Annotated in this window: 10 protein-coding genes; 1 reads left to right on the top strand and 9 read right to left on the bottom strand. The window is 67.5% G+C overall.

The genetic code is table 11. The features are described from left to right. The first annotated feature begins 1 nt into the window (after nucleotide 1). A complete protein-coding gene (locus IEX33_RS00540; protein ID WP_104184663.1) occupies nucleotides 2-820 on the top strand; it encodes an HAD family hydrolase in 819 nt (272 codons plus the stop codon). A gap of 122 nt (nucleotides 821-942) precedes the next feature. Here the strand turns inward: IEX33_RS00540 and IEX33_RS00535 are convergent, their stop codons facing one another. From IEX33_RS00535 to rhaI, 9 genes are all read right to left on the bottom strand, one after another. Then, nucleotides 943-1,041: a 30S ribosomal protein bS22 gene (locus IEX33_RS00535; RefSeq protein WP_003792170.1), complete on the bottom strand. Its 99-nt coding sequence runs from the start codon at nucleotides 1,039-1,041 to the stop codon at nucleotides 943-945. 149 nt (nucleotides 1,042-1,190) lie between these two features. Further along, entirely contained in the window at nucleotides 1,191-1,403 is a 213-nt protein-coding gene (locus IEX33_RS00530; protein WP_066278759.1) for a helix-turn-helix domain-containing protein, read from the bottom strand. 141 nt (nucleotides 1,404-1,544) lie between these two features. Beyond that, on the bottom strand, nucleotides 1,545-2,690 hold the full coding sequence (locus IEX33_RS00525) for a 3-deoxy-7-phosphoheptulonate synthase (protein ID WP_229675158.1): 1,146 nt from the start codon (nucleotides 2,688-2,690) through the stop codon (nucleotides 1,545-1,547). Between the two features lie 216 nt (nucleotides 2,691-2,906). Beyond that, nucleotides 2,907-4,235: a glycoside-pentoside-hexuronide (GPH):cation symporter gene (locus IEX33_RS00520; RefSeq protein WP_188726875.1), complete on the bottom strand. Its 1,329-nt coding sequence runs from the start codon at nucleotides 4,233-4,235 to the stop codon at nucleotides 2,907-2,909. Between the two features lie 54 nt (nucleotides 4,236-4,289). After that, a complete protein-coding gene (locus tag IEX33_RS00515) occupies nucleotides 4,290-5,309 on the bottom strand; it encodes an acetylxylan esterase (RefSeq protein WP_174177863.1) in 1,020 nt (339 codons plus the stop codon). A 3-nt stretch (nucleotides 5,310-5,312) separates the two neighbouring features. After that, nucleotides 5,313-7,889 carry a glycosyl hydrolase family 95 catalytic domain-containing protein gene (locus IEX33_RS00510; RefSeq protein WP_188726872.1) on the bottom strand — a complete coding sequence of 859 codons (2,577 nt, stop codon included), beginning with the start codon at nucleotides 7,887-7,889 and terminating at the stop codon, nucleotides 5,313-5,315. A gap of 62 nt (nucleotides 7,890-7,951) precedes the next feature. Then, the gene (locus IEX33_RS00505; RefSeq protein ID WP_229675228.1) at nucleotides 7,952-9,403 is read right to left on the bottom strand and encodes a rhamnulokinase; all 1,452 of its coding nucleotides are present in this window, start codon (nucleotides 9,401-9,403) and stop codon (nucleotides 7,952-7,954) included. 59 nt (nucleotides 9,404-9,462) lie between these two features. Beyond that, nucleotides 9,463-11,514 carry a bifunctional aldolase/short-chain dehydrogenase gene (locus IEX33_RS00500; protein ID WP_377090591.1) on the bottom strand — a complete coding sequence of 684 codons (2,052 nt, stop codon included), beginning with the start codon at nucleotides 11,512-11,514 and terminating at the stop codon, nucleotides 9,463-9,465. Between the two features lie 2 nt (nucleotides 11,515-11,516). Further along, nucleotides 11,517-12,683, bottom strand: a complete 1,167-nt coding sequence (gene rhaI, locus IEX33_RS00495; protein WP_188726866.1) for an L-rhamnose isomerase — start codon at nucleotides 12,681-12,683, stop codon at nucleotides 11,517-11,519. Between the last annotated feature and the right edge of the window lie 67 nt (nucleotides 12,684-12,750).

The raw sequence follows: 12,750 nt of genomic DNA, 5'->3' as shown, positions 1-12,750 counted from the left end.
CATGCCCGAGGAGAAGTACGTTGCCGTAGTCACCAAACCGGTTGCTGCGCCGCAACCGGGCGAGGCGGCGTTCTTCGATGTGGACAACACCCTGATGCGCGGCGCCAGCCTCTTCCACGTTGCCCGCAAGATGCACCAGCGCGGGGCGTTCACCATGGCCCAGGCCGCCGGATTCGCGTGGAAGCAGCTCAAGTTCGTGGCCCGCGGCGAAAACATGGACGATGTCCACGCAGTCCGCGACTCCGCCCTGACGCTGGCCGCGGGCATCACGGTTGACGACATCAAGGCGCTCGGCGAAGAGGTCTACGACGAAATGATCGCCTCCCGCATCTGGCCGGGCGCCAAAGCGCTGGCGGAGCAGCACCTGCGCGTGGGCCGCCGGGTGTGGCTGGTGACCGCCACCCCCATCGAAGTGGCCACGGTGATCTCCACCCGGCTGGGGCTGACCGGGGCACTGGGGACGGTGGGCGAAATCTCCGAAGGCATGTACACCGGCCGCCTGGTGGGTGACATCCTGCACGGCTCGGCCAAGGCTGTGGCTGTCCAGGCCATTGCGGACGCCGAGGAGTTGGATCTCAAGCGCTGCTGGGCGTACAGCGACTCCTACAACGACATCCCGCTGCTCACCCTGGTGGGCCACCCGGTGGCCATCAACCCGGATGCCCGCCTGCGCCGGCACGCCCGCGACAACAACTGGCCGGTCTACGACTTCCGGTCCGGCCGGCGAGCAGCCACGTTCGGCCTCAAAGCCGCGACGGCCGGCGGCGCCGTCTACGGCCTCTGGAAGGGCTTCGCCCGCATCCGCGGCCCGCGCATCTAGGTCGCAGCAGATGTCTTTATGAGCCTTGTTAACGACATGTGCTGCTACCTAGTTGGGGACAGCACAAGAAAATGCCCGCCGCCTCGGAAGGCGACGGGCATTTCTGCGCTGTTGAAGTATCTCTACTTCTTGTTGCGGCGCTGGTGACGGGTCTTGCGAAGCAGCTTGCGGTGCTTCTTCTTGGCCATACGCTTGCGACGCTTCTTAATAACTGAACCCACGTAAGTTCCTTACAAACTAGATGCAGTACCTGTCTGATGGAAAGTGTTCGTGGACAGAGCTACGAACTGAACAACTGACAGATTCTTACAATGACGTAAAACGTTCCTTAACAGGGTACCGCTTCCGGGAGGCGGCTACGGACAGTTGCTCAAGCTGTCTCAGTGTGGCCGTCCACGACAGCACCTTTGAGGTACTGCTCAACGGCCTGTTCCGGAACCCGGTAGGAGCGGCCGAAGCGCACTGCCGGCATTTCGCCGGAGTGCACCAGCCGGTACACAGTCATTTTGGAGACGCGCATGACCTGGGCGACTTCAGCCACGGTCAGGAACTTCGCGTTGGAGAAGTTCTGTTCTGCCGACATTTCCCTATTTCCTTTGCTGACGGATGGACAACAGTGACCCCAGGTACATGCCAATGCGGTGTTCCGATGCTGAGCCATCCACCAACCACTTATCTAGATACTCTAGATGTTCCTGTGGCAGAAGTGAAAGTAGTAAATCCCCTAATTCGCTTCCCGGCGCTTGCGCGCGGACGCCGCCAGCTGGTCCAGGACGGAGACCGAAACGTCCCACTCCATGCAGGCGTCTGTGACGCTCTGCCCGTACACCAGCTCAGCCCGTCCGGCCGCGTGCTCCGCAACATCAAGGTTCTGCGCACCGCCCACCAGGAAGCTTTCCAGCATGACGCCGGCAATCGCCTGCGCCGACGTGCCGCCGTCCTCGAGCTGCGCGCCGATCTCCAGCGCCACCTCGGCCTGCCGGTGGTGGCTCTTGCCGCTGTTCGCATGGCTGGCGTCCACGATGAGGCGCGGGTTCAGCTGCTTGCCGGCCAGCGTGGCTGACGCCGCCCCGACGTCGGCGGCGGAGTAGTTGGGTCCCTTGCGCCCGCCGCGGAGGATGACGTGGGTGTCCGGGTTCCCGGCGGTGGACACCAGGGCTGCCCGGCCGTCACCGTCAATGCCGAGGAAAGCCTGGGCCGCGGCCGCTGCACCGCAGGCGTCAATGGCCACCTGGAGGTCGCCGTCGGTCCCGTTCTTGAAGCCGATGGGCATGGACAGCCCGGACGCGAGCTGCCGGTGGATCTGGCTTTCGGTGGTCCGCGCCCCGATGGCACCCCAGGAGATGAGGTCGGCCATGTACTGCGGGCTGATGGGTTCGAGGAACTCCGTTGCGGTGGGGAGGCCCAGGGCGGTGACCTGCTGCAGGAAGTGCCGGGCGGCGCGGAGGCCGGTCACCATGTCGTGGCTGCCGTCCAGGCGGGGATCGTTGATCAGGCCCTTCCAGCCCACGGTGGTGCGGGGCTTTTCGAAGTAGGTACGCATCACGATCAGCAGGTCTTCCCTGTGCTTCTCGGCCTGGCTCACCAGCCGGCGTGCGTACTCCAGGCCCGCCTTGGGGTCGTGGATGGAGCAGGGCCCAACGATCACCAGCAGGCGGTCATCCACGCCGTCCATGATGGCCCGGACTTCATCGCGGCCGCGTTCGACGACGTCCGCCACCCGGGCGTCCAGGGGCAGTTCCGCGATCAGTTCCTGCGGGGTGGGCAGCGGCGTGAATTCGCTGACGCGCAGGTTCGACGTGGACCTGGCCGCGGATTCCGTTGCGGAAGTGCCGGCGGTTGTGGTTGCGGGGGCTGTTGCGGTGCTCATGTTCGGGTCCTGTTCCAGATGGGAAGCGGGCCCGGATCAGAACCCGCCGGAGAAACGGCGAAGGGCAGAGAATAATCTCTGCCCTGTTGGCTCTGAAGGAAAGTTGGATGCGTGTCAGTTAGACGCGGGCCCCTCCAGAGCCAACGAAAAATACGCATACCAACGGTTAGTCATGCCATGAACCATAACCGCGGGTTCCGCGGATGGCAAAAACGGTTACCTTGCATCACGCGTCAGGCTTGCCACCAGCTCGGCGTGCTTCCGGTCCGTGAGGCGGTACCAGTACATGATGCCCACGGCTGCCAGGACCAGGACGCCGGGCAGCAGTCCCGCCGCGGCCCGGATGGCCAGGGTTGCGGATTCCGGCTGTTCTGCCACACCCGACGCGTAGCCGCCCCAGGCCAGGGAAAATGCCACAACGCCGGCGCCGAAGCCCATACCCAGCTTCCTGGTGGCTGCCAGGAGCGCGTAGTTGATGCCCTGCACCCGGACCCCGGTCTTCCACTCGCCGTATTCCACGGTGTCCGCGATCAGCGCCCACGTGACAATGCTGACTGACGCGGAAGCAAGCAGACCCAGCACCAGGCCTGCCACGCCCAGCAGGGGCGCCTCTGCGGGCGCCAGGAAAACCAGCAGGCCGCCAACGGCGCCGAGGCACGCGCCGGCGCTGTAGACAGCACGTTTGCCCCAGCGCGCCACCGGACGCGGAATGAGGACCGCCACAGTGAGCGTGATGGCCACCTGCGCGGCGGCCATCAGGGGGAACAGGTCCACCCGGGACATGACATCGCGGAGGTAGTAGAACTGGGATGCTCCCGTGGCGGATGTTCCGGTGACAAAAAGCACCGAGCTGACGCAGAGGATCACCAGCGGCGAATTTGCCTTGAGGGCCGCCATGCTCTGGCCGAGGGTGATCCTGGGGACGCTGCCGGGGACTTGCTCGGCGCAGGCGGCACCGGTGAAGGCGTACAGGGCTGAACCCACAACGGCGAAGGTGATGGTCAGCCAGGTGAAGACCTGCTGCATGTCCTGCCCGGCCCCCAGGAGCGGGGCGATGAAGAAGCCGAGCGCGGCGCCAACGGACAGCCCGCCAAGGGTCCGGGCTCCGCCCAGCCGGGCGCGCTGCCTGGCGTCCTGCGTCATGGCCCCCACGAGGCATCCGTAGGGAACATTGACCATGCTGTAGGCGACGCACACCAGGCCATACGTGCAGTAGGCATAGAGCAGCTTCAGGGATGGTTCGACGTCCGGAACATGGAACACGGCCACGCTCAGCAGGAGGGGGACGAAGCCGAACATCAGGAACGGCCGGAACTTCCCCCACCGTCTGCTGTGGACGCGGTCCACAATGCGCCCCGCGGCGATGTCGGTGAAGGCATTGAAGACCCGCAACAGAAGCAGAAGGGTTCCCGCTGCGGCCGCCCCGATCCCGGCAACATCCGTGTAGTAGACGAGCAGGAACATGTTCCCGGTGCTGATGATCATGCTGTTGGCGGCATCACCCGCGCCGTAGGCAAAGACGCTGAGCCTGCTGAGTTTCTTCATTGCTTCCTGTTCCGGCGGGCGAAGAAACCGTTTTCTCACCCCCGCAGAAGCAACTTACCCCAAAATCTTGCGCAGAAACAGCAGCTGGCGGATCCAGTGGTGTTCCTGGCCGCCCTCGTGGTTGTTGAACCGGTACACCTCAATCTCCTTCCCGGCACCGGTTCCGGAGGAGCCTGCCGTTCCGGAGCCGTAGGCGTTGAAACTGGCGAAGACCGTGGACGGCGGGCAGATATCGTCCATCTGGGCCGCTGAGTACAGCGCAGGGGCTGTTGCCCACCGGGCCAGGTTGACGCCGTCGAAATAGCGCAGGACGGCGAGCGCGGAGTCGTACCGGTCCCGGTGCCGGGCCAGGAACTGGGCGATCTCGGGGTACGGGCCGCGGGGTGTGATGTCGATGGCCCGGGGGAAGTCCTGCAGGAACGGGACATCGGGCAGCGCGGCGATGACGCCGTCGAGCCTTCCGGCGGCCAGGCCCGCGGTGGCCACCACAATGCCGCCGCCCTGGCTGACACCGGCCAGCACCACCCTGGAGGGGTCCACGGCGGGGTGGGACTGGGCGGCTTCCACGGCCCGGAAGGCGTCCACGTACACACGGCGGTAGTAGTAGTCCTCGCGGTTTCCGATGCCCCGGGTCATGAGTCCGGCGTGGGCGACGTCCCCGGCGGAGGGGTGCGGGTCCGGCGTGTCGCCCAGCGTGCCGCCGTAGCCCTGGCCGCGGGTGTCCATGATGAAGTGCGCGTAGCCGGCCTGGGCCCAGCGGGTGTCCTGGTTGACCAGGCCGCGGCCGCCGGAGTAGCCAACGTACTGGACCACCACCGGCAGTGACGCCCCGGGTTCCCTGTGCGCCGGGAGGTGGAGCCAGCCCCGGACCGGAGCGCCGCCGTAGCCCGCGAAGGTGACGTCGAAGGTGTCGATGACGGAAAGGTAGTTTTCCACCGGCTCAAAACTGGCGTCCAGCGGGAAGGCCCGGGCTTCCCTGATGGTGGCGTCCCAGAAGTGGCCCAGGTCCTCCGGGGGCGTCACGTCCGAGGAGTAGGCGCGGAGCTGCGCAAGGGGAAGGTCGAAGAGCGGCATGGGTCATCCAATCCTGTCGGTGGGGGCGCTGTAGGTGAGAACTGCGGGTATTCCTGGCTCAAGGTGCGCTTCCCTGGTGCCCCGTCCGTACCGGACCAGCACCTTGACCGGCTTCCGCGCGGCCAGGGTTGCCTGCACCAGCAGCCCGTCCCGCCATTCCAGGTCCACGTCCACCCCGGGCCGCGCACGGAGCCGCCCTGCGCGGCCGGCGGGCAGCTCGGAGGGGAGGGCGGGAAGCAGCTCTATCTCGTGCAGCCCGTCCACGGTCCGGTGGCTCTGGACCAGGCACTCGGCCAGGGCGGCCACGTACCCGAGGTTGCCGTCGATCTGGAACGGGGGGTGGGCGCCGAAGAGGTTGGGGTACAGGCCTCCGCTTTGGCCGCCGCGGGGTGTCTCCATGTCCCGGAAGTAGAGCCGCAGGAGGTCACTCACCTTTCCGGCCTGGCGGAGCCGTGCGCGCAGCAGGATCTTCCAGGCCAGCGACCAGCCGGTGGCTTCGTCGCCCCGGCCGTCCATGCTGGCCCGGACGGCCGCTTCGAGCCTGGGGGTGAGCGGCGTGTCCCCGGGATAGGCGAGGTAGAGGTGGCTGACGTGCCGGTGCCCGGGCTCCCATTCCTCCGGATCATCAAGCCACTCGCGGAGCTTTCCGCCGCGTCCGGGTGCCGGCGCGGGAAGCCGGGGCAGGGCAGTCCGCGCGGCGGAGGCCACGGGGTCATCCTCCAGGCCGAGGCTGCAGGCCAGGGCGTCCAGCATCCGGAAAACATCGCCGATGAGGGTCAGGTCCATGGTGGCGGAGCGGGCAGCGGATCCCTGCACCCGCGTGCCGGTGGACGGGTCTGCGGCCGCAAACGTGTTTTCCGGGGACGTGGACGGGCTGGTTCCCAACGAGCCGTCGGGGAAATCAACCAGCAGGTCCAGGGCGAATTCAGCGGCACCGCGGATGGCCGGCCAGGCTGTGTTCCGGGCAAAACTGTCCGGGGCGAAAGTGTCCGGGGCGAAGGTGTCCGCGTCCGCGGAAGTGTCCGTGCTGCCAAACTGCAGATGCTCCCACAGGTGCCGCACCAGCCAGAGGCCTGCCATGGGCCAGTACGCCCACTCCGGCGAATGCGCGCCGTGCCCCACCGGTTTTGCGTAGGCCCACAGATCCGAGTTGTGGTGCACGGCCCAGCCGCGGGCACCGTAATACTCCCGGGCCACCTCGGCCCCGGTCCCCTGCATCGCCTCAATGAGCGCAAAGAGCGGTTCCGCGCACTCGGCAAGGCCGGTGGGTTCGGCGCCCCAGTAGTTCATCTGCAGGTTGATGTTGGTGGTGTAGTTGGAGCTCCAGGGGGCGGGCAGCTCGGCGTTCCAGATGCCTTGGAGGTTGGCCGGCACTCCGCGCCAGGCTGTCCCCTGCCGGGACCCCGCTGGGGCGGACCGCGAGCTGGAGATCAGCAGGTACCGCCCGTAGTTAAAGAGCAGCGCAGCCAGGCCCGGATCGGCCGCCAGCGGCCCCTCAGGGTGGGCGTTGGCCGCCAGCAGCCGCCGGCCCGTATCCCCGCCCTCCCGCACCGGAACATCGAACTCCACCCACGCGGCCCCGTAGAGCCTGGAATGGCTCTCCTCATGCCGGTCAAGCAGGACCTCCCGCCCGGAGGCCCGGGCCTGGTCCACCACGGTGCGGGCGGCGGCCGCGGCAGTGGCGGCGGTACCCCGCGGCTGGCGGGCCAGCCCCGCGAAGGTGGTTTCGGTGGTGAGGTAGATGTCGGCGCGCCGGACGCCGGTGGCAGCCAGGCCGTCGTCGTGCCCTGACGCTTGCCCGGCTGGGCCGGCTGGTCCTTGCAGGGGCCGGCCGTCGTGTTCCCAGGTGGCCGCCACCGCCCCCTGCATGCTGAGGGAATCGTCCTCCGAGTACTCCACCACGCCGCCATCGTGCGCCGGGGCTGCGTCGGAGGGCATTTTCAGTTCGAGGGACAGGCTCCCCTCTCCGCAGGAGCGGCGGAGGATACGCAGCGGGGAGTCCAGGCGTAAGGCGAGGTCGAGGCCCTGCGGCGCGTCGGTCCGCAGCGAAACCACCAGCACTGACGGATCGTGGCTGATGAACGCTTCCACCCGGACGGCGTGGCCGTCCAGGAGGTACGTGTTGGTGTTGAGGGCGCGGGCAACGTCCAGGCCGCGGTGATAGTCCGACGACGGCTGTGCGGGAGCGCCGCCGCCTTCCCTTTTGCCTGCTGCCGGGTTCGCTGCGGTGGCTGACGCCGTGAGGTAGAGGTCGGCGAACGGGAGGTACGCCTGGGAGTGCCGGTGCTGCAGTCCTTTCAGGGTTACCGCGGCGCCGGCGAAGTCGCCGGAGCCGATCAGGCGGCGGCTTTCGCTGAGGATCTGATCCGCTTCCTCCCGGCTGAAGACGGGCTCCCGGTCCTGGCTGTGCGGTGACCCGGACCAGGCGGACGAGTCGTTGAGCTGGAACCGGTGCTCCACGTCCGCGTCCGCCCGGCTCCCGCCGAACACCATGGCGCCCAGCCTGCCGTTTCCCAGGGGAAGGGCTTCCAGCCACCGGGCAGCAGGGGCGTCGTAGGCAAGGAGGTGTTCTGGGGGCATGGGTTCAGATCCTAGGGCCGGCCGGGGAACAAGGGAAGGTCAGGCCACACACTGAACAGCAGCTACAGCCGCGAGAGTTCCGGGACGAACACCTGAAGGTTGTGGCTGCGCACCACCAGGGCACGGAGGTCGGCCAGCTCCCCGGAGACTGCCCCTGCGGCGCGCGCCTGGATCAGGATGTTGCCCAGCGCCGTCGCTTCGACGGGCCCGGCCACCACTTTCTTCCCGGTGACGTCCGCCGTGAGTTGGCAGAGCAGCCTGTTCTGGGAGCCGCCGCCAACTATGTGCACCACGTCCACGGTCCGGTCAGCCAGGCGTTCGACGTCCCGGAGGGTTCGGGCGTAGCCGGCGGCCAGGCTGTCCATGATGCAGCGGGTGATGGCGGCGGGGTGGTCCGGCAGCACCTCTCCGGTGCGCCGGACGGCGGCCCGGATGCGCCCGGGCATGTTGTCCGGGGCAATGAAGTAGGGATCGTCCGGATTAATCTGCGGCCCTCCCGGCGGCAGCGCGGCCGCCGCGGTGAGCAGCGCCGTCAGTTCCGGCCGGAACCCCTCCTGCGCCCAGGTCCGCTGGCATTCGCTGAGGAGCCAGAGCCCGCCCATGTTCCGCAGGTAGCGGATGGTGCCGTCCACGCCGCGTTCGTTGGTGAAGTTTGCTTCGCGGCTGGCTTCGGTGAGGACAGGATGCTTCAGTTCCAGTCCTACCAGCGACCAGGTGCCGGAGGAGATGTACGCGAAGTGTTCCCCGCCGTTGTCCGCTTTCGCCGGGACGGCCGCGACCGCCGAGGCGGTGTCGTGTGAGCCGACGGCCACCACCCGGGTGTCCTCCGGCAGGCCCACCTGCGCGGCGATCTCCGGCAGGAGGGTGCCCACGGCCTCGCCGGGCTGGATCAGCGGCGGGAACAGGTCCTTCCGCAGGCCCAGCGCGGTGAGGAACTCGGTGGCCCACTCCCCCGCCACGGCGTCGAACAGGCCCGTGGTGGAAGCGTTCGTGGCCTCGGTCCGGCGCTGCCCGGTGAGGAGGAACGCGATCAGGTCCGGGATCAGGAGTGCCTGCACCCCGTCCAGGTTCTTCTCGCTGGCAAGCTGGTAGATGGTGTTGAACTGCAGGAACTGCAGCCCCGTGGTCCCGTAAAGGCGCGCGGGGTCCAGTTTCCGGTGCACGGGTTCAACGGCGGTGCGGCTGCGGTCGTCGCGATAGCTGAAGGGCTGGGTAACCAGCTCCCCGGCTGTGTTGACCAGGCCGTAGTCCACGGCCCAGGTGTCGATGCCGATACTGGCCACCTGTTCCCCCTGCGCGGCGGCGACGGTGGCCGCTGCCGCCAGGCCCGTGAGCACCTCGGCGAAGAGGGCGTCGAAGTCCCAGCGGAGGCCGCCGTCGATCTCCACCACCCCGTTGGGGAAGCGGTGGACCACCTCCAGCTCCACGTTCCCGCCCGAGCTGACGCGGCCCAGGATCACGCGGCCGGAGGAGGCGCCAATGTCGACCGCGGCGAAAACGCTGCCGGCGAACATCTTGTGCCCGGGTACTGCCCCGGCGTGTGCCGGGGCAGTACCGTGCGCTGCTTCCGTGCTCATCGGAGGAAGGCTGCGGCCACTCCGGCGTCCACGGGGATGTGCAGGCCGGTGGTGTGGGACAGTTCGTTGCCGGTGAGCACGGCGGCGGCGTTGGCCACGTGCTCGGGCAGGACTTCGCGCTTGAGCAGGGTGCGCTGGGCGTAGTACTCACCCAGTTTTTCCTCGTCCACGCCGTACACGGCGGCGCGCTTGGCGCCCCAGCCGCCGGCGAAGATGCCGGAGCCGCGGACCACGCCGTCAGGGTTAATGCCGTTGACGCGGATGCCGTGCTCACCGAGTTCGGCGGCGAGCAGGCGGACCTGGTGTGCCTGGTCCGCCTTGGTGGCGGAGTAGGCGATGTTGTTGGGGCCGGCGAACACGGAGTTCTTGGAGGAGATGTAGATGATGTCCCCGCCCAGGCCCTGCGCAATCATCACCTTGGCCGCGGCCTTGGCCACCAGGAACGAGCCCTTGGCCATCACGTTGTGCTGCAGGTCCCAGTCCTTTTCGGTGGTTTCCAGCAGCGGCTTGGAGATGGACAGGCCGGCGTTGTTGACCACCAGGTCCACGCCGCCAAAGGCCAGCACAGCGGCGTCGATCGCGGCCGCCACCTGGGCCTCGTCCGTGACGTCCGCCTGCACGCCGACGGCAACGTCCGGTCCGCCGAGTTCCTCGGCGACCTTTTCGGCGTTCTCCAGGTTCAGGTCCGCGATGACCACGCAGGCGCCTTCCGCGGCGAGGCGGGTGGCAATGGCCTTGCCGATGCCCGAGGCCGCACCGGTCACCAGCGCGATGCGGGTGGCGTGGGACTTTGGCTTGGGCATCCGGGCCAGCTTGGCTTCCTCCAGCGCCCAGTACTCGATCCGGAACTTCTCGGACTCCTCGATGGGGGCGTAGGTGGAGACCGCCTCGGCGCCACGCATCACGTTGATGGCGTTTATGTAGAACTCACCGGCCACCCGGGCGGTCTGCTTGGTGGCTCCAAAGGAGAACATGCCCACGCCGGGCACCAGCACAATGGCCGGGTCCGCGCCGCGCAGCGCCGGGCTGTCCGCATCCGCATGGCGGCTGTAGTAGGCCTGGTAGTCCTCGCGGTAGTCCGCGTGCAGCTCGTGCAGCCGTGCAATCGAGTCCTCCACCGAGGCGTCGGCAGGCAGGTCCAGGATCAGCGGCTTGACCTTGGTGCGCAGGAAATGGTCCGGGCAGGAGGTGCCCAGCGCGCCCAGGCGCGGGTGCTCGGCGGCTTCCAGGAAGTCAAGGACGACGGCGTCATCGCTGAAGTGCCCCAGCTGCGGCTTGTCCGTGGAGGCCAGGCCGCGGATCACCGGTGCCAGGGCAGCGGCCTTGGCACGGCGCTCAGCTTCCGGCAGGGCGCCGTAGCCGGGCAGCTTCGGTCCGAACGGCTCGGCCTTGCCGTTGTCCCGGATGTACTTCTCGGCCTGGTCGATGATCCACAGTGAGTTCTGCTCGGCCTCTTCGGACGTGGCGCCCCAGGCGGTGATGCCGTGCCCGCCCAGGATGGTGCCGATGGCCTGCGGGTTGGCGTCCTTGATCGCGGCGATGTCCAGTCCCAGCTGGAAGCCGGGGCGGCGCCAGGGCACCCACACCACCTTGCTGCCGAAGATCTTTGTGGTCAGCGCCTCGCCGTCCACCGCCGTCGCAACGGCGATGCCCGAGTCCGGATGCAGGTGGTCCACGTGCGCCGCATCCACCAGGCCGTGCATGGCGGTGTCAATCGAGGGGGCAGCGCCGCCCTTGCCGTGCAGGCAGTAATCGAACGCAGCCACCATCTCGTCTTCACGCTCAACGCCGGGGTAGACATTCTTCAACGCGTTCAGCCGGTCCAGGCGCAGCACCGCGAGGTTCTGGGCCTTCAGCGTGCCCAGGTCCCCGCCGGAGCCCTTGACCCACAGCAGCTGGACGTCCTCGCCCGTCACCGGGTCCTTCTCGGTGCCCTTGGCAGAGGTGTTGCCGCCGGCAAAGTTGGTGTTCCGCTTGTCCGCACCCAGGCGGTTGGAACGGGAAATCAGGTCTTCAACAGTCTTATTGGCTGTGTTCTGCATCGTCATGCTTAGGCGCCCCATCCGGCTTGCTGGCCGCCCACGCGGTCCTCGTTGATCTTCTTCTGGTAGCCGCTGGCCTTGAATGCGGCCAGCGGGTCCGCGGGCAGGCCGCGGGATTCACGCCATTCGGCCAGGACCGGCCGGACGTCGGTGTAGAACGCATCGTTGAAAATGCCGTTCGCGGCCAGCACGTCACCGGCGCGCTGGGCCTCGGCCAGGGCAGCGGTGTCCACCAGCAGGGCCCGGGCCGTCATTTCCTGGACGTTCAGCACGGAGCGGATCTGGCCCGGGATCTTCTCCTCCAGGTTGTGGCACTGGTCAAGCATGAGCGCCACCCCCGAATCCTTGCCGAAGCCGCCGCCGCGGATCACCTCATGCATGATGCGGAACAACTGGAACGGGTCCGCCGCGCCCACAATCAGGTCATCGTCGGCATAAAAGCGGGAGTTGAAATCGAACGAGCCGAGCTTGCCCAGGCGCAGCAGCTGCATCACGATGAACTCGATGTTGGTGCCCGGCGCGTGGTGGCCGGTGTCCAGGCAAACAAACGCCTTCTCACCCAACGCGAGGGTTTGGGCGTAGGACGTGCCCCAGTCCGGAACATCGGTGTGGTAGAAAGCCGGCTCGAAGAACTTGTACTCAAGCACCAGCCGCTGCTCGTCCCCCAGCGCCGCGTAGATCTCCTGCAGGGACTCGGCCAGGCGGTCCTGGCGGCCCCTGATGTCATCCTGGCCCGGGTAGTTGGTTCCGTCAGCCAGCCAGATCTTCAGGTCCTTGGACCCCGTGGCGTGCATGATCTCAATGCACTCCAGGTGGTGGTCGATCGCCCGGCGCCGCACCGCCCCGTTGGACGAGGTCAGGGAGCCGAACTTGTACTCGTCATCCTGGAAGGTGTTGGAGTTGATCGTACCCAGGCCCACACCCAGGCCGGCCGCGTACTCCTTCAGGGCGGCGTAATCATCCACCTTGTCCCACGGGATGTGCAGCGCAACGGTAGGAGCCAGGCCAGTCAGTTCGTGGACCTTCGCCGCATCGGCAAGCTTCTCCTGCACGGTGCGCGGAGTGCCGGGCGTGCCGAACACCTTGAACCGCGTCCCCGAATTTCCATAGGCCCACGAAGGGACCTCGATGGCAAGCTCCTCGAGCCTGCCCAGCGCCGTTGCTACGTCATTCATGATGGTTCTTTCCGGTGTCGTGATGCTGTGGTCGGTGGTGTGGGCCCCGCTGCTGGAGCCGGTGTGC

The organism is Pseudarthrobacter scleromae (assembly GCF_014644515.1).
Taxonomy (GTDB): domain Bacteria; phylum Actinomycetota; class Actinomycetes; order Actinomycetales; family Micrococcaceae; genus Arthrobacter; species Arthrobacter scleromae.
Note: the sequence above shows the minus strand (reverse complement) of the source record. Positions and strands in the feature narration are given on the sequence as shown.

Excerpts from the sequence above, each read along its gene's own strand:
- rhaI (WP_188726866.1), bottom strand. The coding sequence starts at position 12,683 with ATGAATGACGTAGCAACGGCGCTGGGCAGGCTCGAGGAGCTTGCCATC.
- IEX33_RS00520 (WP_188726875.1), bottom strand. The coding sequence starts at position 4,235 with ATGAAGAAACTCAGCAGGCTCAGCGTCTTTGCCTACGGCGCGGGTGAT.
- IEX33_RS00510 (WP_188726872.1), bottom strand. The coding sequence starts at position 7,889 with ATGCCCCCAGAACACCTCCTTGCCTACGACGCCCCTGCTGCCCGGTGG.
- IEX33_RS00505 (WP_229675228.1), bottom strand. The coding sequence starts at position 9,403 with ATGTTCGCCGGCAGCGTTTTCGCCGCGGTCGACATTGGCGCCTCCTCC.
- IEX33_RS00530 (WP_066278759.1), bottom strand. The coding sequence starts at position 1,403 with ATGTCGGCAGAACAGAACTTCTCCAACGCGAAGTTCCTGACCGTGGCT.
- IEX33_RS00525 (WP_229675158.1), bottom strand. The coding sequence starts at position 2,690 with ATGAGCACCGCAACAGCCCCCGCAACCACAACCGCCGGCACTTCCGCA.
- IEX33_RS00515 (WP_174177863.1), bottom strand. The coding sequence starts at position 5,309 with ATGCCGCTCTTCGACCTTCCCCTTGCGCAGCTCCGCGCCTACTCCTCG.
- IEX33_RS00500 (WP_377090591.1), bottom strand. The coding sequence starts at position 11,514 with ATGACGATGCAGAACACAGCCAATAAGACTGTTGAAGACCTGATTTCC.
- IEX33_RS00540 (WP_104184663.1), top strand. The coding sequence starts at position 2 with ATGCCCGAGGAGAAGTACGTTGCCGTAGTCACCAAACCGGTTGCTGCG.